This window comes from Corynebacterium propinquum DSM 44285, from assembly GCF_000375525.1.
Lineage (GTDB): Bacteria > Actinomycetota > Actinomycetes > Mycobacteriales > Mycobacteriaceae > Corynebacterium > Corynebacterium propinquum.
Map to the genome: position 1 here is coordinate 59,014 of NZ_AQXC01000003.1, position 25,864 is coordinate 84,877.

Here is a 25,864-nt window from a genome sequence, read left to right on the forward strand (position 1 = left end):
AGACGTTGCTGCCGCGAAGCTGCATCAGAAACACTGCCGTCTTCGCCAGTGAGCAACTCGTTGCCGCTGTCCACGGTCAGCTGCGCACGCTGCTGGTATTCCAGCAGCAAATCCCGGCGCGCCTGCCCGCGGGGGCGTCGGCCCGGTTGGATATCGCAAGCACCGATTTTTGAGTTCTGAATGAACACGTTCGGTTCCAGCGTCAGGCCTAGCAGGTCATTGGCGCCGTCGCCAGCAACTTCCGTGGTGTCGGATTCGCCGTAGTGGAACGGCAAACCAATCTGGTGAAATTCCTCGCCGTTGATCTGCAGCATCTGCATGCGATCGGTGACCAGCACCTGTGCTTCGATCACGCCACGTGGTGAGATGATCGTCGCCCACTCACCATTTTCTAGCCCGCGCTTGGCAGCCAGGTCCTTATCCACTTCACAGAACAAGCCCGGTTGTAGCTCCGCGAGGTACGGCAAGCGACGCGTCATGGCACCCGAGGTATACATCTCCGTCAACCGGTAAGTAGAGAAGACGAACGGGAATACCTCGGAGCCTGGCTTGCCCGGCTCCGGACGCGAGAGGTTGTCTGCACGCTTGATTGGCATACGTGTCGGCGATTGCTGCTGGGTATACAGGATATTCCCCACCGGCGATTCGTGCGGTTCGTAGTGCGTCGGCAAGGGCCCATCCGACAGACCACTAGGCGCGAACAACCAGCCGCGCCCGTCGGACTGCATGATGAAGGCATCGGTGCCATCCAGCGCATCCGGGCCCACGGCGTCGGCAGGCGCCTTGTAGTCCGGGGCTTTGTCCACCGGGAAATCTGGCACGTCGTCGCCAACCCACTTGCCAGCGTCCTTGTCCCACCACACGTACTTCTTGCGCTCTGACCAGGGGGTTCCGTCCGGTCGCGCCGAGGCACGGTTGTACAAGATGCGGCGGTTCGACGGCCAGACCCAGCCCCAATCCAGCGCGACCTCGTTTTGCTCGCGTCCCGGGACCTTCTTCTGCGAATGGTTGATGCCGTCTTTGTACACGCCGGTATAAATCCAGCAGCCGCCAGAGGTGGTGCCGTCGGCTTTCATCTCCGTGTAGCTCGGCAACAACTCGCCCTTGTGCGGCCCATCCAGGTAGTAGCCGTTGATCTCTTTGAGCACGTCCTCTGGGTTTGGCTCACCCTCCTCGGTTTCCACGTAATCCCAGGTGAGTTTCTGCACCGGCAGATCCCGCGGGTCCGTCGAATTCGCCAAGCGCTGCTTGATCTTCTTGCCCAGTTGGTAGAAGAACCACAAATCGCTCTTGGCATCGCCCGGCGAAGGCGCGGCTTTGAAACGCCACTGCAACATGCGCTGGGTTTGCGTGAACGTACCGGCCTTTTCCGCGTGCGTGGCGGCCGGGAACAAGAAGACCTCGGTGCCGATCTCCTCGGTTTTCAGCTCGCCAGTTTTGATCTCTGGCGCATCCTTCCAGAACGATGCCGTCTCAATCTCTTGGAAATCGCGCACGACCAGCCACTTCAGCGCGGCCAAACCACGGCGTTGCATACCACCGTTGGATTGCGCCACCGCCGGGTTCTGCCCAAAGACCAAGTAGCCTTCCACTGCGCCTTCCAGCATTGCCTCCAGCGTCTGATACGTAGAGTGCGCACCGGAAATCCGCGGCATCAAGTCATAGCCCCAGTTATTCTCGGCCGTTGCCGCATCGCCCCAGTAGGACTTCATCAGCGAAACGGCGTAGCTTTCGCCGAGCTGCCAGAAGCCCTTCTGCGACTCCTCCCGAATCTCGTCACAGTATTCCTGCCAGCTTTGCTTGTCGACGCTGGGCATCGGCAAGTAGCCCGGCAGGGAATGGAACAGCGTCGGGATGTCCGTCGAACCCTGGATCGAGGCGTGCCCGCGCAACGCCATGATGCCGGAGCCCGGGCGGCCCACGTTGCCCATCAGCAACTGCAAAATCGCGGCCGTGCGGATAAACTGTGCGCCCAGCGTGTGCTGGGTAAAGCCCAACGCGTAGGCAAAACACGTGGTGCGATCCGGCTTGGAGTTATCCGCGATCGAGTTGGCCAAGTAGTAGAAATCTTCCTGCGAGATGCCGCAGGTTTCTTCCACCAGCTCCGGGGTGTAGCGCGCGAAGTGGCGCTTGAGAATCTGGAACACGCTGCGCGGATGCTGCAGGGTGTCGTCGCGTTCGACGTTCCAGGACGAGCCGTCGTCTTTGCTCTCGTACTGCCAGGTATCGGTGACGTATTTGCCGGTTTCTGGGTCAAAGCCCGAAAACAGCCCGTCGAGATCCTCGGTGTCTTGGTAGTCCTCCGAGACCAGCATCGGCGCATTGGTATACGCCACGACGTAATCGTGGAAGTACAAGTCGTTATCCAGCATGTGCTTGATCAGCGCGCCGAGCAGCACCACGTCAGTGCCACCGCGAATGCCGATGTGGCGGTTCGCGAACGCCGAGGTACGCGTGTAGCGCGGATCGACGTGGATGATGCGGGCGCCCCGCTTTTTCGCTTCTACCACCCACTGGAAACCCACCGGGTGGCATTCCGCCATGTTCGAACCCTCGATGACAATGCAATCGGCGTTCGCCATATCCTGCAGCGGTTGCGTGGCACCGCCGCGGCCAAAGGAAGTTCCTAAACTAGGAACTGTGGCGGAGTGTCATATGCGCGCCTGGTTTTCTACCTGAATCGCGCCCGTGGCGGTAAACAGCTTTTTGATGAGGTAGTTTTCCTCGTTATCCAGCGTCGCCCCGCCCAGCCCGGCAACACCCATGGTGCGGTTGAGCCTGCGACCTTCGTCGTCGGTATCCTGCCAACCGTTACGGCGGGCCTCGAGGTAGCGGTCCGCGATCATGTCCATCGCGGTGTCCTCGTCCAATTCCTGCCATTCGGTGGAATAAGGTGCGCGGTATTTGATGGTGGTTAACCGCGACGCAGAGTTAATCAGCTGTTCAGAAGCCGAGCCTTTCGGGCACAACCGGCCGCGGGAAATCGGCGAGTCTGGGTCGCCTTCCACCTGGATGACACGATCGTCTTTGACGTATATGCGCTGCGAGCACCCCACCGCGCAATACGGGCAGACGGACTGCACCACCCGGTCTGCCTCCTCGATGCGGCCACGCTTGTCTTTGCTTTTTTGCGACTGCGTGTTGACGTCCCTACCGAAAGGATCTCTGCCGCGAATCTGGCGCACAACGGGCCAGTTGAGGGGGCTAAAACGAGACATGTTTTTAATGTATTCCGGAGCCGAATAAAAATCCAGCAAGGCAAGGCTAGGTATCTCCAGGATGACGCAGCACACCATGCAGTGCGATGCACAGCACAAACATACGGTTTTATATAAGAATATATTTTCACGTCGTGTTGCACCCCAAAAACTAGGGGGAGTACAGTCAAGGAAACACTGTTGAACAGAATGGTCCACCAAGAATAGACCGATCTGTTCACAATGAACGAATTTTAACCCCATAAACTCACGCGATAAGGAACACTTATGGCACACAAAAACTCCGCGCAGGCGTCGGCAAGCGCGCCCGAGCACGCAGAAACCAAGCACAAGCTCCCCAGCTGGGCCACCGGCTTCGGCGCACAAGTAATCGCCGGTTTGATCATCGGCGTGATCCTAGGATTAGTTGCCTCCTCCATGGACACCGACCCGGAGAACCCGGGCTGGCTGACCAGCATTCTTAGCAACGTCGGCAGCGCCTACGTGCAGCTACTGAAAGTCATGGTGCCACCGCTGATCTTCGCCGCAGTGGTCACCTCCGTAGCTAACCTGCGCAAGGTCACCAACGCCGCATCCCTGGCGTTTTCCACGCTGCTGTGGTTCGCGATCACCGCATTTTTCTCCGTTATCGTCGGCATCGTCGTTGCCCTGGCACTGAAACCGGGTGTGGGCACCAGCGTGGATGCCTCGCAAGCCCAAGACCCATCCAGTATGGGTTCGTGGACTGCATTTTTCGAGCAACTGCTGCCGCAGAACTTCTTCGGGCTGACTGCGTCGGTCAGCGACGGCGAAGTTTCGTTGAGCTTCGGCGCCCTGCAGCTGCTGGTTATTTCCCTGGCCATTGGCATCGCCGCGGTGAAAGCAGGCAAGGCCGCGGATCCGTTCCTGCGGTTTACCGAATCCTTCTTGAAGGTCATCCAGGTCGTGCTGTGGTGGATCATCCGCCTGGCACCCATCGGCACCGCAGCGCTGATCGGTAAAGCTGTCGCCACCTACGGCTGGGACGCAATGGGCTCGCTCGGCAAATTCGTGCTCGCAGTCTACATCGGCCTGGCCCTGGTTTTCCTGGTGGTCTACCCGGCCGTCATGAAAGCACACAATATCCCGGTCTTTGGTTTTTACAAGCGCATCTGGCCAGTTATTTCCCTGGGCTTTGTCACCCGCTCCTCGATGGGCGTCATGCCAGCAACGCAGCGTTTCAGCGAACGCGCCATCGGTGTTCCCCGCGAGTATGCCTCCTTCGCCATTCCGCTGGGTGCGACCACCAAGATGGACGGCTGCGCCTCGGTCTACCCAGCCGTCGCCGCGATCTTCGTCGCCCAGTTCTACGGCATTGACCTGGACTTCACCCAGTACCTGCTGATCATCTTCGTTTCCGTCATTGGTTCTGCCGCCACCGCAGGAACCACCGGCGCCACCGTCATGCTGACGCTGACCTTGTCGACGCTAGGGCTGCCGCTGGCTGGTGTGGGCTTGCTGCTGGCCGTCGAACCGATCGTCGACATGGGCCGTACCGCACTGAACGTCACCGGTCAGATCCTGGCTGCGACGGTCGTCGCCAAGCGCGCCGGCATCCAAGACATGGACGTGTGGGACGCCGCCGAAAGCGGTGTCAACGACCTGCTGAATGACGACGCGCAGGATGATGACTCGCTGGATAATGACGCCGCTCGGAACTATGATGCCGCCGCACCGGCTGGGGCCCGCGCTGAGGCTAGCGAGGATTTTTATGCACCAAACAGATCTAATGGGATGACAGCGACCCCATCGTCACGTCGATAAGCATGCTCACCGGTGTTTACTACGACCATATCCACCAGGTCTTCACCTAGTTTCTCCTTGAGCCAGTGCAGGTGCTCCACATCATCGTCATTGATATGCGCAGCTAGTTTCACCTCAATGGCGATGACATCACCATCCTGGTTTTGCACGATCAGGTCTACTTCGTGATCACCTTTTGCCGTACGACAGTGCGCAATGCTTCCAAATAGCGATTCGGCAGCAACCCGAACGGATAACGTGGCCAAGGATTCAAACAAAGGCCCCAAGAAATGCGCAAACCGCGAAGTATCCAGCTTTGCTCGCGGTATCCGCAACAACCGCATCGCCAAGGCTGGGTCTGCAAGCTGATGTTTTGGCGCTCGTGCCAATCCTGCAAAAGCCCCACGCTGCGGCGACCAGGCTTTGACTGGATCAAGCATCCAGATCTCCGAGAGCTTTTCCCGGTAAGTCATGGTCGTGGACTTAGCCGGTTTCTTCCCTTCACCCGGCGTAGCTGCATCGAGAATTTCTGAATACCCAGTGGTAGTAGAACTCGCAGCGGCATACGCCGTCAACCACCGCAACAAACCATCGCGGTTTCGCGCTGTATAACCTTGATCGGGAAGATCACGGTCAACAATTCGCTCAATATAAGAATCCAAGTATTCATTACGCACGATTTCTGGCGCACGATAAATTCCGGGAAACCCGCTGCAGGCGATGTGTTCGATGTAATCGTTCAGCGAAAGCGTACTTTTTCCCGATATTTTCGCGCGAGATTCGAAGAGTTCGGATAATTTCACAGAAGGGTTTATTCCCTCCCGTTCGAAGAGTGCAAGCGGGCGCATGCGTACGCTCAGAATCCGCCCTGCCCCGCTGTGCGTATCAACTCCTACTTGGGGCGTCGCCGACCCCGTCAATAAAAACCTTCCGGACCCAGCCCCATCATCGACTGCGCGGCGAACATAATCCCAGCTTTCGGGATGCTTTTGCCATTCATCGAGCAAAATCGTGCCTTCATCGAATGAGTGGAACCCTGGATCTGCTCTGAGACGCTCGCGGCCAGTCGTCGTATCTAATCGAATTTCTGTTTCTGCACGACGACGTGCAGTCTCCGTTTTCCCCACACCCTTCGGGCCATCAATCGCCACCGCCGACGCAAATGGCAATAAGGTATCTAATTGCTGGTCAATCGCTCGAAATAAATAATCCACTACTTAATCCTACTTATTTTCCGCATTCTATCGGTCGAATTTTCCGCGACTTACGCTACTTATTTTACCCGTCCTACGCTACTTATTTTCCGCGTTGTTCCGCAACGCCCACGCCGAAACGACACGCGAGGGCACAAGGCCCAACAACCACAAAAGGTTCAGAAGGTTCAGAAGGCACGGAAGGCACAGAAGCCGCATGAACGGTAGACAAGGAGGCAGCGATGGCGACAATCCTCGATGTAGGTCAGTACATCACCGAACTGCTTCCTGGCGTCGACAAGATGAAGCTGTACAAGCTGTGCTATTTCTCCCAAGGCTGGCATTTGGCATGGACTGGCAAGCCCCTGTTTTCGGACGAATTCGAAGGCTGGCGCCATCGCCCTGTCTCTCAGAAGCTGCGTCACCACACCGAGGCAGTGGCCAAGGGCTATACGGTAGCTGAGGTTCCGGGCGGGGGCTCGGCGCGCCTTTCTGCATACGAAGCTGCTGTCGTCGCGCGCATCGTGGAGTTTTACGGCAACCAGAAATTCACTGACTTATCAGAGTTGAGCCATGGCGCAGTTTGGCAGGCGACTCGTTCCGGGCTAGCACCAGATACCCCAGGAACAAACGTGCTTAGTCTGGCGAATATTCGCGACGAATTCAGCGAGCTGTTACATGCTGAGACCCCACGCCCCTCTGCTCCAGCAATAAACCAGATATCCCCGGATACAACTACTGACGACATGATCTCTCAGGCTATTGCGCTAGAAAAAGAATGGGACCCAGTGTTTGATTTACTCGATACCCGCTAGTCTGTGCAGCAGAAAATCGAAATGACCGATTGCCGTGACCAATCAGCCGAGGAAATGCTCGCTGAAAAACTGGTAGAGGTAGCTTGCGCGCTCAACAAACGTTGCGGAATGCGAGCATCTCACAGTCGTGATGGCCTCCAAGAATACTCAGGTTTTCGGTCCGCCTCGAAGGCCTTCGGTCCGCAATTTATGCCCCCCCTTGCAGGTATTCTTCGGCCAAGCTGCATACGACTCACCATTCGACCGCGCGCCGCACTAATCGTGAATATCGCACAAGGACACCACTTTGGTGACGGCAACAAACGCACGGCCTTGCATCTTGGATTGTTGTATCTATCGATGTTCGGAATCAACGCTGGCCGGAAACTACGGCAGTGGTCAACCCCGACAGCAACCCCTTAGCCACAACCGCTAGCCGCATAAAATCACAGCGACGGCACCGGCCCACCAGAGTAAAATTGAAACCATGAACACGCTGGAATTTCGCCCCGAGACCACCCTGCGCGAGATCGTCAACACCGACTATGGCTACTCGCAGATTTTCGAAAAATTCCACATCGATTTCTGCTGCAACGGCCACCGCACGTTACACCAGGCAGCCGCAGACGCGGAAATCCCCGTCGAACACCTCATCAGCACACTGCACGACGCCGAGCTACCAACAAACCAGGGCGCTCTTGACGACGCCAACCCAGCCGCAGCGGCAAGCGTCGACAAGCACAGCGACCAGGCTACCCAGCACGCTAACGCCCGGGTTTTGTCTGCGCAAGCGCACGAGATCGTCGACATCCACCACTCCTACTGCTGGCTCGAAATGCCAGAATTGCAGGAACTCGTGCACAAAGTCGCCCGCGTGCACGGCGACGCACACCCGGAATTGGCGAAAGTAAAAGAGTTCTTCGACGCCGTCGTCGAGGAAATGTCTGAACACCTCAGCCGCGAAGAACGCTTCGTCTTCCCCGCGATTTCCGCCATGGAGCGCACCGGTACCGCAGCAACCAACCTCGACCACGAGCTACGCGCCCTCATGGCCGAGCACGACGCCGCCGGTATGCTCATGCGCACCATCGCGGAGCTCACCGACGGTTTTACCTCGCCCGACGACGCCTGCCCGTCGTATCAGATGATGAATGAACGCCTGGCGAAATTCCGCAGCGACCTGCACCTACACGTGCACAAGGAGAATAACCAGCTATTCCCGCAGGCCCTGGAATACAGCAAAGCACTGGGTTAGGCAGCGGTCGCGGCTTGCGCGGGAATAGCTTTCACAGAACCTAATACCCCACCGGGTCGCGCGTGATCGGGCACGTCATGCAGTGCCCACCACCGCGGCCCCGTCCCAGTTCTGCCAAGCCAATCTCGAGCAGTTCCACACCGGCGGCCCGAATCAACTTGTTGGTATAGGTATTTCGGTCATAGCCAACCACCACTCCAGGCTCTAGCGCGACCACATTATTGGCATCATCCCACTGCTCGCGGGCCGCCCCATAAAAATCCCCGCCGGTTTCTACTACCAGCAGCTCGGAAAGCCCCAGCGCATCACGTACGACATCGATAAAATTCTTGTCGACGACTTCCACATCCAGCCCCGTCGGCGCATCACCGGGGCGTAGCACGATCGGGCGAATCTTGTCGACGACCGGCGGATACGCCGTTACCTTATCTACATCCAAAAAAGTAAAAACCGTATCCAGGTGCATCGAGGCGCGCTCCGACGGCATCGCCGCCACAATCACTTTCTCGGCTTCCTGCGCGGCAAACAGATTCGCCGCCAATTCACTAACTGCCTGCCACGAAGTCCGCTCACCCATCCCGATCAGCACCACACCAGCACCAACCGGCATGATGTCGCCACCTTCCAACGATGCCAGCCCCGGATCCATATCGGTATCGCCGTACCAAAATTGAAAATCTGCGTGCGCAAACCGCGGATGGAAACGATAAATCGCCCGCGTCAGTGCCGTTTCCTGATGCCGGGCCGGCGAATACATCGGGTTCAACGACACCCCGCCAAAGATCCACGCTGAATTGTCCCGGCTGAACAACGTATTCGGCAGTGGTGAAAGCACAAATTCTTCCGGGCAGTGCGCCAGGCGTAGAGCATCAATTTCACCGTGCCCTAGCCCAGCTGGGATTTCCGAAAACGGCAAACCACCAATCAGATATTCCGCCAATTGCTGTGAGCTGAGCTCACCGAACCAGTCCTGTAGATCCAGCGCGATACCCGCACCAACCATTTTCCCGGCTAATTTAAAATCCACAATGAACTCGCGCCCAGCAGCAGTATCCAGCGTTTCTGCCAATAGCTGGTGCATTTCCAACACTGCGATTCCACGATCCCGCATCAGATCGCAAAATTCCTGGTGATGTTCGCGAGCTTTATCCACCCACATGACGTCGTCGAAAAGCAGCTCCTGGCAATTCTTCGGAGTCAACCGCCTATGTGCCAGCCCTGGCGCGCACACCATGACCTCGCGCAACGTACCAACCTCCGAGAACGCACCAATCTCGGGAGTCGGGGTGCTGTGTGGCAGCGGCATGGCAGTCTCCTTTAACTTAGCTCGTTATTTGTGGCTCAAATCGAGGCCGTCGACAAGCAAGCGCTGGGCAAGCGTGTAAGTCGACATCACGCCAATCTCCGCGACCGCACGAGGGAAACGGCGTTGCAGGTACATCCGCCGCAGCAGAATCAGCGCATCACTGACTAAAAACAGCACGGAACCAGCGGCGAAGCGGGCGTTCTTGACCTTCGCACCCACTAACCCCGACGCGCCCAACACAGAAGTCAACGCCACCAAGCCCCCGTACCCGGCAGCTGCGGGCAGCACACGCGGATCATGCCGGGCAGCCTGGCTCGCCAAACCCACCAGCCCTGCGCCGTGCACAGCCAGCAGCCCAGGATGCATTCGAGCTCCCTGCCGCCACGCACGCACCTGATAACACACATGCGCCACACCGAAAGCCAACGCCGCGGAATTCAGACTATTCCCGGAAGCCTTCGCATCATCGCCCAAGGCCTGAGGACTCTGCAGAATTACGTCACCGCAGGTAGACCCGGCTGCAGCCCCCAACAAAAGCACATTATCCGTTGCTTGCCGACGCCTCCAGCCGCGCACCACGGTACCCGCCAGCGATACCCCGATTAGCGGTTTAAACACCCGCAACAACCGGTGCCGCTCGGTAGCCGCGGCAGCAGTGGCAATCGTCGAGCTAGCAGCAAACAGAAGCCGTTCAGGTTGGGAAAATACTCGCATGCTCTGCAGTGTATCCTGCTTCACGTTTTAGCGCCGTCGGGCACGCAACACCAGATCGCGGTGGTGGTGCGACCCGCCGCCACGTTCGAGGTTCTTGTCAAACACGTAGTCGTCGACAAGTTCCAACTCCGTCAGCTGCTCTTTCAGGCGCGCCGGCATTAGATACTTCTCCGATTCCATATCGTGATGCACGAAAATCAGCCAGCCGCCCGGCGCAACCAGCGATTCCAGCTTCGGCACATCGTCGTCGTTAAGCTGTCCGAAAAAGCAGATGACCAAATCAAACATGGCCCGTTCAAAATCCTGGAAGCTCACTGCCCGTGCGTCGATCTGCACGCCGTTTTCAGCCGCCAATTCCTGGGTGCGGCGCACGGCGGTTGGGGCATGATCAATGGCCGTGACCCGCCAACCCTGCTGCGCCAGCCACACAGCATCCGCGCCTTCACCGCAGCCAATATCCAACGCGGTGCGCGGGCTCGCAACATCCAGCCCCATGCTCGCAACCGCGTTCAGCAGCGCCACATTCGGATCCCCAGACCACACGCGCTCTTTTCTGGCATAACGATCCTCCATCGCGGCAGCCGACGGCGCATGGTGCGCAGAATTGTGGTGGCCGGGAGTGTTACTATCAGAGTGTGTGCTGTCGGTGTGCATTGCGGAGTCCTTTCGCACGAATACTTTGAGGAGAATTTTACCGATGACCCAAGCCTGCGGTTGCGAGCATTCCGCGAACCACACCGCTGCGACCACAGAAAAAGTCAACACAGATAAAGCCGATGCCCCGTGGTGGCGCGATCGCGGCCTTCTTCTCCCCTTGAGTGCGGGCATCCTGTTGCTCACCGGCTTGTCGGTTTCCTGGATCGCCTCCGGCGTGCTTGCCGACGTACTCGCTCCCGCCTTGTTCTGGGCATCGTTGCTGGCTGGCGCCTCACAATTTGTTCCCTCGGCACTGCGCGGGTTACTGCGTACCGGACGGCTGGGCATCGGGTTGTTGATGACCATCAGCGCCACCGGTGCCGTCATCCTCGGGCACGTGGAAGAAGCCGCGGCCTTAGCGTTTTTATATTCCATCGTGGAAGCCTCGGAAGACCGCGCGATGGACAAGGCGCATTCCGGTCTGCGTTCACTGCTCTCGCTGATCCCGCCGACTGCCACCGTGCTTGCCGACGGTCAGGGCCACGAGGCGCAGAATCGACGCAGCACAGACACCATCGATGTCGAAGTCAGCGCCCTGCAACCCGGTCAGATCCTGCGCGTGGCCGCAGGCCAGCGTTTGGCTACCGACGGAATCGTGCGCTCTGGCTCAGCCAACCTGGATGTTTCGGCAATCACCGGCGAATCCATGCCGGTGCGAGTCGGCCCCGGAGCTAAAGTGTTGGCCGGTTCCATCGTGGTTGATTCCGCCCTAGAAGTTGCGGCCACCGCAGCAGGCACAGATAACTCGCTCACCACCGTGGTCCGGCTCGTAGAAAACGCGAACGAACGCAAGGGCCAGCGTGCACGCATCGCCGACCGCCTCGCGCGCCCGCTGGTTCCGGGGGTTCTTGTACTAGCAGTGGCAGTCGCACTACTGGGCTCAGTTTTTGCCGATCCCGCAGTATGGATCGAGCGTGCCCTGGTGGTGCTGGTGGCGGCCTCACCATGCGCATTGGCAATCTCTGTACCAGTCACGGTTGTTTCCGCGATTGGTGCAGCCAGCCGTGTCGGCGTGATCATCAAGTCTGGCGCTGCCTTCGAACAACTCGGCACCGTGGACCACATCGCCGTCGACAAGACCGGCACGCTGACGCAAAACCGCACCGTGGTTACCGATATTCTTGCCGACGACAGTGCTGGCGCCAAAGCCGACCACACTGTACTCCAGCTGGCAGCCGCACTGGAAGCGCATTCCACCCACCCGCTGGCAGCGGCAATCACGCAGGCCGCAAGCACAATCGATGACGCTGAAACCTCTGAAGTCATCGAGCACGCTGGTTCTGGCATCAGCGGTATCGTCGGCGGGCAGCACGTTGCAGTAGGCAATCCGCGGTGGTTAGATCCCGGCGCGCTGCAGCCGCAAGTCGCAGAGCTGGAATCGGCTGGGAAGACAGTCATCGTGGTGCAGCGTTCCGGTGTCACGATCGGCGCGGTGGCCCTGCGCGATGAGTTACGCGACGAGGCACCGGGCGTCGTCAAGCAGCTTGCCGACGAAGGCTATGGCATAACAATGCTGACCGGGGATAATACACGCACTGCACGTACCGTCGCTGCGGATGCGGGAATTACTGATGTACGCGCAGGCTTATCACCGCAGGACAAGGCGGCTGCAGTGGCCCAGATTGCGCAGCGGAACCAGGTGGCGATGCTTGGGGATGGTATTAACGATGCCCCGGCGCTAGCGGCTGCCGACGTGGGCATCGCGATGGGCGCGACTGGTTCGGATGTCGCTGTAGAATCAGCGGATGCGGCGCTAAGCAGCGATAATCTAGAGCTGCTGCCGAGGGCGTTGCACCACGCGCGACGTGGCCGAGCGATCATTAACCAGAATATTGCGCTGTCCCTGGCCATCATTGTCGCGTTATTGCCGCTGGCCCTCACCGGCGTACTGGGTTTGGCAGCCGTGGTGCTGGTTCACGAAGTTGCCGAGGTATTCGTGATTCTCAACGGGCTGCGTGCGGGCTTGCTAAAGACTCAGCCCGCCGCAGAAACTAAAATCTACTGCTTATCGGACTGTACCCAATCATAGGGCAGATACTTGCCGTCGATGGTGATGTGCACGCGGTCGCCACCCGGGTGTTCCACACGCTTGAAATCCAGGCTGCAGTTGATCGCGCTCATGATGCCGTCGCCGAATTCGTCGTGGATCAGCGCCTTCAGTGCAGGGCCATAGACATCGATGAGTTCGTGAAAACGATAAATCGTCGGGTCCGTGGCGATTTCACGCTCCGGAACGCGAGTTGGTTGGCGGCGCAAAGCCTTCACCAGCTCGTCGTCAAGATCAAGTTCGTTTTGTAAAAACTCCGCAACGTCTTCTGGCACTGGGTGCATGCCCAGCACCGCAGAAACCAGCCACACATTCGGGCGCTGGGCGCGCTCGGCGAGCTCTGACCAGCTCAAACCTTTCTCTTGGCGCTTTTCATCAATAATGATGCCTGCGTCTTGCTTGGATAACATGCGAGCTCCTCACAGCCGGTATTGCTTCAGTATTGCTCATGAATCAGGGCCTTGTGCCTGCACCGGCGGGCTTTCAGGGACCAGGCCCACCGCCCATTTTAATTGCTGGTACCGGAATTTTGCCCGTAGGATTTTGCTTTGTGGTTAACGCAATAAACCTCGTCGACGTGATTCACTCTGCGGGCACAGTCTTTGAAAATCTACAGTGCAGCAGAGCCGCCACCCATTCATTTATCGCAGGCGGCGATACCAGTGGTATCACCAGCCAGGCAGATCTAGAGCTACTCAAAGATCTCAGCGACGCCGCGCAAATCATCACCCGTGCTCACAATAGCCACGAGCAATTAACCCCACAGACAATCATTGCAATCAATCAAGCGATGACCCGTTCTGCAGCGCTACAGCCCGGTGTTTTCCGTAGCGATAGTGACAATATCGGGGTTGCGACCCGCTACGGCGACCACCGCCCGAAAGCCGCGACCGAGGCAGATTTACGCCGCATCATTATCGAAGCTCGCAACCAGCCCGCAGATAAAGCAGCCGCCACCCTATTCGTGCTGCTCGCCAAAGCACAGCCTTTTGGTGATGGAAATAAACGTACCGCGCTCTTAGCGGCTAATCTCTTGCTACTGCCGGAGCGAAAGATCCTGACGGTTCCGTACAGTGATCAGGACTTAAGCGTGTCCGGCACTTTTAATGATCTATTAGCGCGAGCCTATATCTATGATGAGGTTGCCGCGTGCGTCGAGTATCTCGTCCGCGAAGGTGTCAGCACCCTGTAACTGGCACCACCCCGGGCAACGAAAAATCTCGAGCAGCCATTCTTAGAACGACAACTCGAGATTTGTTATGGTGCGCCCGGAGGGATTCGAACCCCCAACCTTCTGATCCGTAGTCAGATGCTCTATCCGTTGAGCTACGGGCGCTTCCCGCTACACTGTCATGCAACCTTGCGGCTACTGTCCTGTGCAACGAGAATTCACTATACTGTCCATCGATATTTTTGCCAAATCGCCAGTACAGAGCACATAAACAAGAACAGCTACAGCCAACTACAGAACAGCTACAGAACGATGTCGAAGACCGGGATGGCAACGAAATAGACCACCAGCGTCGTCAAGATCACGGCCACGACGTTCAGCCACACGCCGCCCTTGATCATGTCGCCGATGCGCACATATCCGGAACCAAAGGCAATGGCGTTGGGCGGAGTGGCCACCGGCAGCATGAACGCACAAGTAGCAGCCAGCGCGACCGGAATCGCCAGCACCAGGACGTTGTGATCGGCGTTCTCGGTCAAGCCAATGCCGACGGCGACACCGCCCATGATTGGCAAGAACGTCGCCGCAGTTGCGGTATTCGAGGTAAATTCCGTCAAGATCAGCACCAGGCCAGCGACCGCGAAAATCAACAGGAACAGCGGCAACGATCCCAGCCCTTTAGCGATCTCACCGATCCACAGCGACAGCCCCGTCTTGGTAAACATTGACGACAGCGCCAGGCCACCGCCGAACAGCAACAGCACGTCCCACGGCAGCTCATTGGCGGTTTTCCAGTCCATCAAGCGGGTGCCCTTTTTGTCCGCCGGGATAGCGAACATCAGCAGGCCTGCTGCGATACCGACGATGGCATCCTGGTAGCCGGTTTCAATCTCTAGCCACTGGTCCAAAATTAGTGGCACGAAAATCCACGACACCGCGGCCAACACGAAGATGATGCTCACGCCAATCTGCGGACCGGTCCACTTACCCATCTCGTGCAGTTCTTTTTTAATCAGCTCGCGCCCGCCGGGGATCTCCGTCATCTCCGGCTTGAACACCGTGACCAGCACCGCCCAGGCGATGAACACGAAAACCACCGCGATGGGCATACCCACCATCATCCACTGCGCAAAACCGATGGTGTAGCCGTGCGCCTCGCTCATATAACCAGCCAGCAGCGCATTCGGCGGGGTACCGATCAAAGTACCCAGCGAACCAATCGAGGCCGAATATGCAATGGCCAGCATCAAACCAGTGGCGAATTTCGCCTGCTTGCGCATACCACCAACAACATCGGCGGTCAGCTGCAGCACCGACATACCGATCGGCAGCATGACGACGGCCGTGGCGGTATTCGACACCCACATGGACAAAAAGCCGGTCGCGATCATGAAGCCCAAAATCAGCCGCTTCGGCGAAGTGCCCACCAGCAGCACCACCAACAACGCGATCCTGCGGTGCACGTTCCAGCGTTGCAAGCCAAGCGCGATCAAGAAGCCGCCCAGGAACAGAAAGATCGTCGCCGAGGCATACGGCGTGGCGACGTCAGAAAATTCGCCAACCTGGAATAGCGGGAAGACCACCAGCGGAACCATTGCCGTGGCGGCCAGCGGAATGGCTTCTGTCATCCACCAGGTGCCCATCAGCACCGTTATCGCAGCGACAATCCGCAGCGATTGCAGGCTGTAATCAGCTTCCGGGTCCGCACCGGCGGACTGGCTCAGCGTGTCCACTGCATTCGACGGAAAGATCAGATACACCAACACCGCCAGGGCAATACCGACAAGCAGGCCGGTGTACTGGCGGGTGGTTTCACGACGTTCACGGACCTCGGAGTCCTGGCCTTCGGCCTTCGAGGTGTTCTCGTGTACTTGCGGGGTGCTCATAACGAGTCCATTTCTTGCTCTATGTCATATGGGCTAGGGTGCCTAAATCCTAACCCATGGGCACCGCCTAAATCCCCAAAATGGTTTTGGCAATCAAGAAATAGATAATCAAGCCCGTCGCATCGCAGAACGTCGAAATGAACGGGTTGGAAAATACGGCCGGATCTGCACCGACAGTCTTGGCGACGATCGGCATCGCACCACCGACAGTCGCCGACATCGCACACACGCTCAGCAGCGTCAGACCAATCACGAATCCAATATCAGAGCCATACACCAGCGTCGCCAAGACCAACCCCAGCGTGCCCAAGGTAATGCCCAGCATCAGGCCCACGCGCAGCTCGCGCCACATCACCTGCGCGATATCGCGTTTTCGCACGTCGCCCAGCGCCAACGCACGGGTCACCGTCGTCGCAGCCTGGTTACCCGTGTTACCGCCGGTACCGGTCAGCAGCGGAATAAACAGCGAGAGCACCACGGCTTTTTCCAGGGTGCCTTCAAAAGCATCCAGCACCTGCACCGTCAACAGCGCGGAAACCGCCAGCACCAGCAGCCACACGATACGCGAGCGCATGATCTTGACCAGCGGCGTCGACATGTACGGCTGTTGCAGCGGCTCGGCACCACCGGCACGGGCGGAGTCCTCGCTGTCTTCTTCCTCCACGATGTCTTGCGCATCGTCGAAGGTCAGGATGCCCACCAGGCGTTCTGTGTGGTCCACGATCGGCATCGCCAGCAAGTCCAGCGGCAAGAACCAACGCGCGGTTTCCTCGGCGTCGTCATTAGCGCACGCAAAAATCGGATCCGCCATCACGGATTTCACTTTGCGGTCGCCGTGCGCCAAAAACAGCTCACGCAGCGAGGTCACGCCCACCAGGCGGCGATCCCGGCGCGTCACCGGGATGGAATACAGCGTTTCCAGGTCATCGGCTTCCTTGCGCAGCAGGGTCATGGCCTCGTTGACCGTCATATCCTCGTGGATTTCCGGCACCTCCGGCGACATGCGGCGGCCAATCGAACCTTTCGGGTAGCCCAGGATGACGCCGGTGACATCACGCTCGGTTTTATCCAGGTTCTTCAGCAGCCGGTCGGCAATTTCCGCCGGCAGCTCGTCGATCAGCGACACCCTGTCGTCCGGGTCCAACTCATCGAAGAAGGAATAGACGTCTTTATTGCCCAGCGCACCGATCACGTCGGCCTGGTGGGCAGCGTCCAAAGCGTCGAACACCGCAATCGAGCGTTCCCGCGACAGCAGCCGCAGCACCACCGCGGCACGGGTGGCGTTGGAGCGTTCTACCAGCGAGACGATGTCTTTAATGGGGGGTTCGTCCAGCAGTTTACGTAATCGCAGCGCCTCTTTCGGAGGTACGTCGTCGTGACTCCTCAGCAGACCTTCTAGTTCGTCAATTGCTTCTACTGCTGCATCGTGCATAACGCACCTCCCTTACAGGATCATCGAACGCCTCTACCGGCCGGACAAACCCCTGGGCAGATAGGAAACCCAGTAAGCTCCGGCTAGAATATACCCGTTAGGCAGTTATAAAAAATTCCGCCGGGACGCTCGAGGGCACACGTGGGCACGCTCCGGAAGCCACTGCTCATCACCGCTCACCACTGCTCACGTCTACTCCCCGCCACCCAACAAATGAGAGCTACCGCGCCAGAGCTTTGACCGCGCTTTCAAAATTCACCAGGGACTCTGCCGGGCTAGCAAACCCCACCATGGTCACGCTCATGCGGTCCGCACCTGCGGCGATCAGCATAAACCCGCATTCGTTGACATCCGCGACCCAGACTTGCCCGTTCCAGTGCGGGCACATCGGTTGCGCGCGGTCACTGAGCACCAGCCCATCGGTCACCCCGGCGATCACTTCCTCATGCAAGGTGGCCAAACGTCGCTTGCCGACGCCATCCAGCACCTCACGCGCGGCAAATTCGTCGATGCGCTCGGTGGTGTGCTGTGCGTTGCCTTCGTGTAATTCCGCCATCCGCACCAAGCTTGCCCCACACGGCCAGTGCAGGTGCGCGTGGTCCAATGTCACGATGCCGAAGCGCAAAAACGGGGTAGGTTCTTCCACCAGGTCTTGTGCTGCGTACCAACCGGCCTGCCATTCGACCTCTGCCACGGCATGCAGGCTGGCGATGGTGATATCGGTGCTCAATTCCAAGGCCTTCTTTATGCCATCCAAGCGCACGCGCCCGTCGGTCAGGCACGCGACGTCGTCGACATGGCAGGCGATAATCATCTGGCCGTGGTGGTCAAAGCCGTGCGCGGCCACCGCGATGGACACGGTGGCGTCGATATCGAGCGGGACCAGCGATAACGTGCCAGCGCCGCCCAGAATGCGCCGGGTCAGGTTTTGTGCACAGGTTTCCGGGGTGAGCATACAACCTCCATCTTTAAGGTATGGCTACCCTATTGCATGCTGGGTTCTTTACGCAACACTGCCCTGTTAATAAGCTTCGCCACCACCCATTCCAGCGGCCCGCGCCGGAAAAACACTTTCCACACCGCAGCGAACACGATCAGCCCCAGGGCATTCCACGCAGCAGTAGCCCAATCATTGCGATGACCGGCGCTTTTCGCATCCAGCTCGCCCGGATCGAACTCGTCGTCGCCAAGAATCCAGCCTTTGGACTTATCATCCCAGAATTCCGCGGTCAGCTCGTCATATTCCTGCCAGGTATCCGCTTCTTGAATGATTTTTAGGTAGCGCTGAAAGCTCGGGTCAGGTTTGTCAGTTTCGTCGGGCTTGTCAGGTTTGTCAGTTTCGGCTGCACTTTCAGATTCCGTACTTTCATGCACGCTGCCTTCAGCGGGCTCAATCCTCGAATACTGCACCGGGCCAGTACCGCTGATACCGAAAGTCTTGCCCGCATCCAACGGAATGCCACCGAGCATGAAAAAGCCCGCGATAAACACGTGTGCAACGTACGTCGTCAAGGCCATCGCACCCACCGCACGCAACGGATAGGCAAGAATATTCGCCCAGCGCACCTGGCACAACAGGCAGCACAGGCAGATCACCGCGATGGCGCAAGTGATGCTCGCCAACAGATCACCGAACATTCCCGTGTGCGGCTCAAAGCTCTGCGTCAACAGCAATTGCACAAGCGAGGCGCTATCAAACTGCGGCTCAGTGGCGTCGACAAGCGGCTCATCCGGCACAACCGCGGCATTGTTCACGCGAATAACGAAACCCACGGCCGCAAGCAGCAACGCAGGTACCACCGCAATGGCCTGGGCCTTCGTGTTGCCCACCAGGAAGCGGTGCACCAGAACGCCCACGGCACCGTAGGTCAGCCACGCCAGCACCGGGTACGGCGGCATGAACAGCTCAAAACCGAATGGGACGAGATCAACCAGCACAAAGCCCACTGAGGAGACCGCCGCGAGCACCGCGATGATGACGGCGATCACCCAGGTTTTACAACGCGGCAACCAGAACAACAGCAGGTAAATCACGGCAATGGTGCTGAGCACGATCGCGATGGTGGACTGCACCATCGACATCAACGTGCCCGCGACCAAAAGAATCACACCACGCACCAGCGTCGCCAGGCGCGTGCGCACGGGATCATCGGCCCCGCGCTCGTGAAAAAGGCCTAAAGAAACGCCCGCCAGCACCGCGAACAGTGCCGAAGGGTAACCGGCAAAAGCGGTGGTCGTGTAGTCCGCAATAACCCCGCCATCAAAACCGGTGGGGCCCAGATGCGCAAACACCATGCCGACGATGGCAAGACCGCGGGCTAAATCAATGCCGTCAAAGCGAAAAGCTGCTTTCATGCGCTAAGCATAGACCAGGCTGCCAGCATTGCAACCCCCGCAACCTTGCACCCCTGTAGCCCGTGCCCCGCGCCTGGGCATCTCGCACCCCATGCCAGTGCGAAAGCCCCGGCAAGAAAAATCCTTGCCGGGGCTAGCCTGCGGAGATGAGAGGATTCGAACCTCCGGCCCGCCGTTAAGCAGGCAACTCATTAGCAGTGAGTCCCATTCGGCCGCTCTGGCACATCTCCAACGCAATCTAGCATAACCGTTAGCATGCCCTCGCGCCAATCAGATGCGACTACACTTGCGCACATGTTGCGAGAAGATCTGAATTCACTGCCCGCCTACGTCCCCGGCAAGCGCATGCCGGATGCAGTCAAGCTTTCTTCTAACGAATCCACCCACGCCCCGCTGCCGAGTGTTTCCGCGGCGATTGCCGAATCCGCCGCGCAATCCCACCGCTATCCGGACATGGGCGCCGTGGAGCTGCGCCGCCAGCTTGCCACCAAGTTGGGGCTAGCCGACGAAAACAGCGTCACCGTCGGTACCGGTTCGTCCGCGCTGTGCCAACAATTGGTGACCATCACCTGCCAACCGGGCGATGAAGTCATTTTCCCGTGGCGCAGCTTTGAGGCCTACCCGATTTTCACCCAGGTCACTGGCGCTACCGCCGTACCGGTCCCCCTGCGCGAGCTGCGCAATGATCTTCCCGCCATGGCCGATACCATCACCGAGCGCACCCGCCTGATTTTCGTGTGCAACCCGAATAACCCCACCGGCACCACCGTCAGCACCGAGGAATTCCGTGAGTTCATGGACCGGGTGCCTGCCGACGTCGTCGTCGCCTTGGATGAGGCTTATGTGGAATACAACACTGCCGACGACACCCCGCTGGCCACCGAGGCCGTGCAGCAGTACCCGAATGTGATCGGTTTGCGCACGTTTTCCAAGGCTTACGGGCTGGCCGGCCTGCGCGTCGGTTACGCCTTCGGCAACCCGGACATCATTACGGTTTTAGCGAAGGTCGCCATTCCGTTTAGCGTGTCCGCGGTGGGGCAGGCGGCGGCAGTGGCGTCGTTGGAGGCTGCCGACGAGCTCGACGAGCGTATTTCCGAGACCAACCAGCAGCGCGACCGGCTTGCCGACGAGCTGGCGCTCACGCAATCTTTCGCTAATTTTGTGTGGATCCCGGCAGAATCTTTGCAGGATAAGCCGCAAAACGTCGCCGCACAGCTGGCAGAATCCGGCGTGTTGGTGCGCGCGTTCGACGAAGGTCTGCGCATTACCGCCACCACTGCAGAAGAAACCGACGCCTTGCTTGCCGCGTGGGAGAAGATGACTGCCTAATGCGTGCCCTGGCGCTGCTGCTGAATATCGTGACCATCGCCGCGGCCTTGGCGGTGACTGTGTGGCTAGTGCCGGGCGTGAATTACACGGGTCCGAATAAGCTGCTGGTCGACGAATCTTTCGACCCCGCTATCGCGTTGGGGATCATCGCTGCCGCATTCATGGTGGTCAACTCCACCGTCGGCCCGATCGTGCGCACAGTGGGCGCACCGATTAACTGCCTGACGCTCGGTTTGTTTTCTTTCGTCGTCAATATCGCGATCCTGTGGCTGGCTTCGGTGATTACCAACGCCATCAACATTTGGGGTATCACTTTCACCATCGACGGTTTCTGGTCCGCCGCCTTTGGCGCCGGCATTTTCGCTTTCGCGCGCAGCATCGTTGCGATGATCACCAACCCGGTACGTGCCCGAGGCTAGAGTGGCGTAGTCATCGTCGGCAACTGGACCTAGTCCTAGCAGCGGTTTTTCTGGTCAAAATTATGCCGATGTTGCCGTTGAAAAATCAATAACCCCGGCGATTTACTCCTACTTTCGTAGTGCAGGGATCGTTCCGGGGCTTTCGAGATAAAGAATAGCATTTCCATAATGCCCTTAGCGGTTGGTCACCGGATACCCCAGCTTTTGCAGCTGCGGAACGACGCCTTCACCCACGGTCCAGGTTTCTTCCAAATGTGGGTAGCCCGACACAATGAAATGCTTGATTCCAGCATCACGATATTCCGCCAGCCGCTGCGCAACTTCTTGGTGGCTGCCTACCAGCGCGGTGCCCGCGCCGCCGCGCAGCAGTCCGACGCCCGCCCACAGGTTGGGAGCGATTTCCAGCTCACGGGCGTCGGCACCCGAAACAAAATCCTTACCTTGCCCGTGCAGTTCGCTTTGCAAGCGCTGCCCTTCCGATTGCGAACGGGCCAGATCTTTTTGAATTTTCTGCACTTCTTCCGGGTCCACACTATCGAGCAACCGCTGCGCTTCCGCCCAGGCCTGCTGCGAAGTATCCCGGGCAATGATGTGCAGCCGGATACCGTACTCAATTTCCCGACCAGCTGCGGCAGCAGATTGCCGGACCCGTTCCAGTTTTTCTGCCACCTTATCTGGGGTCTCACCCCAGGTTAAATACACATCGGCCCGTCGCCCGGCGACCTCGATGCCGGGTTGCGAGGAACCGCCGAAAAAGATGCGCGGGGTGGTCTCTGGACGTTTTGCTAATTGTGCGTTTTCTACCGTTTCGTAGGTTCCCTGCCGCGTGATTGGTTCCTGGCTAGTCCACAAATCCTGCGCCAAAGCCAGCGCTTCATCGGCTCGGGCATAACGCTGCTCCTTAGTGGTGTAATCGCCATAGGCTCTTTGCTCAATGTCCTCGCCGCCCACGACGACGTTGAGTAGCACACGACCGCCGGATAATTCCTGCAGGGTTTGTGTTTGCTGCGCGATCAACGGTGTGCTGACTAGCCCTGGGCGAAAAGCAATGAGGAATTTGATGCGAGAAGTTCGCGCCAGCAACGCCGCGTCGGTGACCCAAGAATCAGCGCACCACTGACCGGTCGGTGTAAGTAGGGATTCAAAGCCGTTCGCCTCTGCCGCAAGTGCAATTTGCGTGAGGTAATCCAGCGTGGGTTCGCGCTCCCCGTGATAGATGCCGCCGCCGTGCCCGCCACCAATAATTTGTCGGGAATCGCCGTAGGTGGGTAGGTACCAGTGCAATGTGATCTCTGTATCAGCCATGACAGACAGTAGACCACATGGTCTGTCGTGAATGCGATAATTTCATTCACAGATCATGGAATAATAGACCAATCAGTCTACTTACCCTCATGCAACCTGCACCTTTACAAATATTTAACCCCCACAATCAATAAGCGAATTACAGACAGGTCAGTCTATAAATGGTGAGAATGACTGCCCTGAAGGGGTTGACAACTTAACTATTAACCCGCGCTGCAGAGACCCTGGGGGCGAAAATAAAAACAACCGGCGGCACCTGAAAGAAAACAGATACCACCGGTATGTCCACTGGCGGAGGCGGCGGGATTTGAACCCGCGGTGAGTTTCCCCACGCTGGTTTTCAAGACCAGTGCATTCGGCCGCTCTGCCACACCTCCAGCGACATTAACCTACCATGGAATTCTATGACTCAGAAAAAGGCGCAGAAAAAAGTCCAGAAAAATGCACAGAACACTGTAACTCCAGAAATTCCAGACACCATGCACGCCATCGTGCAAACCGATGCCGACGATCCGCAGTCTTTAGAACTCACCCAGGTGGATATCCCCCAGCTGCGCGCAGGCGAGGTGCTCGTCAAAGTGGCGGCATCGGGCGTGAACCGGGCGGATTTACTCCAGGCCAAAGGAGCGTACCCACCACCACCGGGCGCTTCTGAGCTGATCGGCCTGGAAGCCGCCGGCACCATCGTCGACGCTGGTGATACCAATCGCGAGGTGGGCGAAGAGGTCGGCGCGCTGCTCGCCGGTGGCGGTTATGCGGAATACGTCGCTGTGCCCGAAGGTCAACTCACCCCCATCCCCGAGGGCTATTCCCTGGAAGATACTGCTTCTGTCGTCGAAGTAGCCTGCACCGTCTGGTCCAATTTGGTGATGACGGCTGGCCTACATTCCGGCCAGACCATCCTGATTCACGGCGGCGGTGGCGGCATCGGCACCTTCGCCATTCAGGTCGCGAAAAAACTCGGAGCGAAAGTCGCCGTCACCGCAGGCTCAGCGGAAAAACTCGAGACCTGCAAGAAATACGGCGCGGATATCTTAATCAACTACAAAGAAGAGGATTTCGTCGACAAGCTGAAAGGCTCCTGCGACGTCATCCTGGATATCATCGGCGCGAAATACCTGAAGCAGAACCTGAAATCGCTGGCCAAGGACGGCAAGCTGGTAATCATCGGCATGCAGGGCGGCACGAAAGAAGAGATCAACCTGGGCGCAGTGCTGGCCAACCGGCTGAGCATTTTCGGCACCACGCTGCGTTCCCGCGACACCGAGGCCAAAGCCGAGATCGTCCGCGACACCGTTGCCCACGTGTGGCCTTGGCTAGCCGACGGCTCCATCACCCACCACCGGCACGCTAGCTACCCGCTTGCCGACGCGGCTACCGCGCACAAAGCGCTCGACTCTGGCGAAGTCACCGGCACGCTGGTGCTCACGCAGAGCAGCTAGATCCCCAGCGCTACCCGCGCAGATTCGCCGAATTTTCGTCTCTTAAACAACAACCCTCGGTAAGTACATAATTGCTGATCATAGCGCCGAGGGGGTGGTTTGTCGACAGTTTAGGGGGTGGTTTGTCGACGTTTCAGAGGGTGGTTTGTCGTCTATTTACAGGGCGAAAAGTTAAGCCAACGAAGCCACCACGCGCGTGAGGTGCGCGATATCAGCTTCCGTATTAAATGGTGCGGCGGAAATCGTCACCGCGCCACCGATCTCACCGACCCCCATGTTTTCCAACAGCGGGGTATTTGGCGCGATGGTGGTCACCAGCCCGTTATCGAATAGCCGCTGGTGCACCGTCGCCGCTGGTACCCCATGCACGGCAAAAGACAAACGCGGCAGCCGGTCCGCCGTGGACCCAGCCGCGGCTTCACCAGTCACGCCAATGATGTGCGCGGCAGGCAGCGTGCCCAAAAACGTATACATCTGGTTCGTTAACCGCGCCATGTACACATCCAGCTCCGCCATGGACTGCTGCACACGTTTGCGCCGCGAACCGGCCGGGGCCGAACCCAGCCGCGCCACGTGATCCACTGCCGGGCCGACGCCACCGGCCAGGCCAGCAGAAAACGGAGATTCCAGCTTCGCGTAGGTATCACAGTCTTGTGTCGGTGAAATCGGCGCAATGCGTTTAAACATCGCAGTATCGCGGAAGACCAGCGCGGCCAACTGCGGGCCACCAATCTGCGCCAGGTCGATAGCCAGGATGTTGCAATCCCAATCATCAGCAACGATCGGCCGGTACATCGCGATGCTGGAGACGTCGACAAGCGTCCACGCCCGCGAACGCGAACGCACGTGTTCCACGATCTCACTGACCGGCGCGACGGTGCCCAGCAAATCATGCGCGGCGGACAATGCCACGAAGCGCGTGTGGCCGTCGACAAGATCTTTATACTGAAACGCCGGCAACTCGCCTGTGGCCAAATCCGGCAAGGCCCAGCGGGTATCGTCGACAAGCCCAGAAAACGGGGCAGACACCTCCGGGGCATCCAAGCCCGACAGCACCACCGAGGTACCCGGGCGCGAGAGCATCGGCTCCATCGCGCGCGCCAAAGACTGATACAGCACCGGCAGGCTCGACCCCAGCACGACGCGATCGGCGCGCACCCCCAACAAATCCGCCACGGCGCCACGGGCATTTTCGATATACACATCGCCTTCTAACCGTCCGGCATGCTGGCGCTGCGAATGGCTCCCCGTCGGGCCGGTGCTGACAGAAGTGGCATTACGGAAAGCGCGGGCAACACCCACCGCCACGCGTTCCGGGACCTGCGGAGTGGCATGCGCATTCAGATACGTCCAGCCCTCAGATAGCGTGGTGTACAAACCACGCACGCTGTAGACGTCATAAGCCATGCCTGTCTCAGCTCCCTTCTGCCTTGCCCGCTAATACTGTATACCGAAAATTGCGGCGCACTCAATCCTCCTGGCCGACGCCTGCCACCCAAGAAATTCCCAGCTCACACAAAGAATCACGGCAGGCTGGTGCG

The 25,864-nt window shown here is 58.6% G+C and carries 19 protein-coding genes, 3 tRNA genes and 1 pseudogene; 8 read left to right on the forward strand and 15 right to left on the reverse strand.

The features are described 5' to 3' along the window. Positions 1 to 41: 41 nt before the first annotated feature. Positions 42 to 3,218, reverse strand: a pseudogene (gene fdnG, locus B142_RS0103690) (formate dehydrogenase-N subunit alpha); the annotation flags it as partial. A 267-nt stretch (positions 3,219 to 3,485) separates the two neighbouring features. Between fdnG and B142_RS0103700 the strand changes: the two are divergent. Next, the gene (locus tag B142_RS0103700) at positions 3,486 to 5,000 is read left to right on the forward strand and encodes a dicarboxylate/amino acid:cation symporter (protein WP_018120202.1); all 1,515 of its coding nucleotides are present in this window, start codon (positions 3,486 to 3,488) and stop codon (positions 4,998 to 5,000) included. Here B142_RS0103700 and B142_RS0103705 read toward each other — a convergent pair. Then, positions 4,946 to 6,193, reverse strand: a complete 1,248-nt coding sequence (locus B142_RS0103705) for an ATP-binding protein (RefSeq protein WP_018120203.1) — start codon at positions 6,191 to 6,193, stop codon at positions 4,946 to 4,948. The two genes, B142_RS0103700 and B142_RS0103705, sit on opposite strands and share 55 nt — an antisense overlap. 221 nt (positions 6,194 to 6,414) lie before the next feature. On the opposite strand from B142_RS0103705, the gene B142_RS0103710 reads away from it, so the two are divergent. After that, positions 6,415 to 6,987 carry a Panacea domain-containing protein gene (locus tag B142_RS0103710; protein WP_018120204.1) on the forward strand — a complete coding sequence of 191 codons (573 nt, stop codon included), beginning with the start codon at positions 6,415 to 6,417 and terminating at the stop codon, positions 6,985 to 6,987. Positions 6,988 to 7,453: 466 nt separating this feature from the next. After that, positions 7,454 to 8,221, forward strand: a complete 768-nt coding sequence (locus B142_RS0103715; RefSeq protein WP_018120205.1) for a DUF542 domain-containing protein — start codon at positions 7,454 to 7,456, stop codon at positions 8,219 to 8,221. Between the two features lie 40 nt (positions 8,222 to 8,261). Here B142_RS0103715 and B142_RS0103720 read toward each other — a convergent pair whose 3' ends face one another. From B142_RS0103720 to B142_RS0103730, 3 genes are read right to left on the reverse strand one after another with little or no spacing between them, the layout of a single operon-like run. Next, positions 8,262 to 9,527 (reverse strand): arginine deiminase, encoded by a 1,266-nt coding sequence (locus tag B142_RS0103720; protein WP_018120206.1) that lies wholly within the window; start codon positions 9,525 to 9,527, stop codon positions 8,262 to 8,264. A gap of 24 nt (positions 9,528 to 9,551) precedes the next feature. Beyond that, positions 9,552 to 10,241 carry a lysoplasmalogenase family protein gene (locus B142_RS12860; protein ID WP_018120207.1) on the reverse strand — a complete coding sequence of 230 codons (690 nt, stop codon included), beginning with the start codon at positions 10,239 to 10,241 and terminating at the stop codon, positions 9,552 to 9,554. A gap of 27 nt (positions 10,242 to 10,268) precedes the next feature. After that, on the reverse strand, positions 10,269 to 10,895 hold the full coding sequence (locus B142_RS0103730) for a class I SAM-dependent methyltransferase (protein ID WP_018120208.1): 627 nt from the start codon (positions 10,893 to 10,895) through the stop codon (positions 10,269 to 10,271). A gap of 43 nt (positions 10,896 to 10,938) precedes the next feature. Between B142_RS0103730 and B142_RS0103735 the strand changes: the two genes are divergently transcribed. Beyond that, positions 10,939 to 12,966, forward strand: coding sequence for a heavy metal translocating P-type ATPase (locus tag B142_RS0103735; protein ID WP_018120209.1), 2,028 nt, complete (start codon positions 10,939 to 10,941; stop codon positions 12,964 to 12,966). Here the strand turns inward: B142_RS0103735 and cynS are convergent. Next, a complete protein-coding gene (cynS, locus tag B142_RS0103740; protein ID WP_018120210.1) occupies positions 12,936 to 13,394 on the reverse strand; it encodes a cyanase in 459 nt (152 codons plus the stop codon). The two genes, B142_RS0103735 and cynS, sit on opposite strands and share 31 nt — an antisense overlap. A 140-nt stretch (positions 13,395 to 13,534) precedes the next feature. On the opposite strand from cynS, the gene B142_RS0103745 reads away from it, so the two are divergent. Beyond that, a complete protein-coding gene (locus B142_RS0103745) occupies positions 13,535 to 14,176 on the forward strand; it encodes a Fic family protein (protein ID WP_018120211.1) in 642 nt (213 codons plus the stop codon). 68 nt (positions 14,177 to 14,244) lie between these two features. Here B142_RS0103745 and B142_RS0103750 read toward each other — a convergent pair. The 6 genes from B142_RS0103750 to B142_RS0103775 form a co-directional block, all read right to left on the reverse strand. Further along, positions 14,245 to 14,320, reverse strand: a tRNA-Arg gene (locus B142_RS0103750). A 137-nt stretch (positions 14,321 to 14,457) separates the two neighbouring features. Then, entirely contained in the window at positions 14,458 to 16,041 is a 1,584-nt protein-coding gene (locus B142_RS0103755; protein ID WP_018120212.1) for an SLC13 family permease, read from the reverse strand. A gap of 67 nt (positions 16,042 to 16,108) precedes the next feature. Then, the gene (gene mgtE, locus B142_RS0103760; protein ID WP_018120213.1) at positions 16,109 to 17,473 is read right to left on the reverse strand and encodes a magnesium transporter; all 1,365 of its coding nucleotides are present in this window, start codon (positions 17,471 to 17,473) and stop codon (positions 16,109 to 16,111) included. 220 nt (positions 17,474 to 17,693) lie between these two features. Then, entirely contained in the window at positions 17,694 to 18,428 is a 735-nt protein-coding gene (locus B142_RS0103765; protein ID WP_018120214.1) for a type 1 periplasmic-binding domain-containing protein, read from the reverse strand. A 29-nt stretch (positions 18,429 to 18,457) separates the two neighbouring features. Further along, positions 18,458 to 19,828, reverse strand: a complete 1,371-nt coding sequence (locus B142_RS0103770; RefSeq protein WP_018120215.1) for a heparan-alpha-glucosaminide N-acetyltransferase domain-containing protein — start codon at positions 19,826 to 19,828, stop codon at positions 18,458 to 18,460. Between the two features lie 141 nt (positions 19,829 to 19,969). Next, positions 19,970 to 20,058 (reverse strand) — tRNA-Ser (locus B142_RS0103775). A 64-nt stretch (positions 20,059 to 20,122) separates the two neighbouring features. Here B142_RS0103775 and hisC point away from each other — a divergent pair. Both hisC and B142_RS0103785 read left to right on the forward strand, forming a co-directional pair. After that, positions 20,123 to 21,157, forward strand: a complete 1,035-nt coding sequence (hisC, locus tag B142_RS0103780) for a histidinol-phosphate transaminase (protein ID WP_026167813.1) — start codon at positions 20,123 to 20,125, stop codon at positions 21,155 to 21,157. Then, the gene (locus tag B142_RS0103785; protein WP_018120217.1) at positions 21,157 to 21,576 is read left to right on the forward strand and encodes a phage holin family protein; all 420 of its coding nucleotides are present in this window, start codon (positions 21,157 to 21,159) and stop codon (positions 21,574 to 21,576) included. The genes hisC and B142_RS0103785 overlap by 1 nt, the downstream gene beginning before the upstream one ends. A gap of 174 nt (positions 21,577 to 21,750) precedes the next feature. Here the strand turns inward: B142_RS0103785 and B142_RS0103790 are convergent, their stop codons facing one another. Together B142_RS0103790 and B142_RS0103795 are read right to left on the reverse strand one after the other, a co-directional pair. Beyond that, positions 21,751 to 22,881: an LLM class flavin-dependent oxidoreductase gene (locus B142_RS0103790; protein WP_018120218.1), complete on the reverse strand. Its 1,131-nt coding sequence runs from the start codon at positions 22,879 to 22,881 to the stop codon at positions 21,751 to 21,753. Positions 22,882 to 23,170: 289 nt separating this feature from the next. Further along, positions 23,171 to 23,258 (reverse strand) — tRNA-Ser (locus B142_RS0103795). A 102-nt stretch (positions 23,259 to 23,360) separates the two neighbouring features. On the opposite strand from B142_RS0103795, the gene B142_RS0103800 reads away from it, so the two are divergent. Continuing rightward, positions 23,361 to 24,323 carry an NAD(P)H-quinone oxidoreductase gene (locus B142_RS0103800; RefSeq protein ID WP_026167814.1) on the forward strand — a complete coding sequence of 321 codons (963 nt, stop codon included), beginning with the start codon at positions 23,361 to 23,363 and terminating at the stop codon, positions 24,321 to 24,323. Positions 24,324 to 24,494: 171 nt separating this feature from the next. On the opposite strand, the gene B142_RS0103805 is transcribed toward B142_RS0103800, so the two are convergent. Beyond that, complete coding sequence (locus B142_RS0103805) at positions 24,495 to 25,730, reverse strand: aminotransferase class V-fold PLP-dependent enzyme (protein WP_018120220.1); 1,236 nt, start codon at positions 25,728 to 25,730, stop codon at positions 24,495 to 24,497. Positions 25,731 to 25,864: the final 134 nt, after the last annotated feature.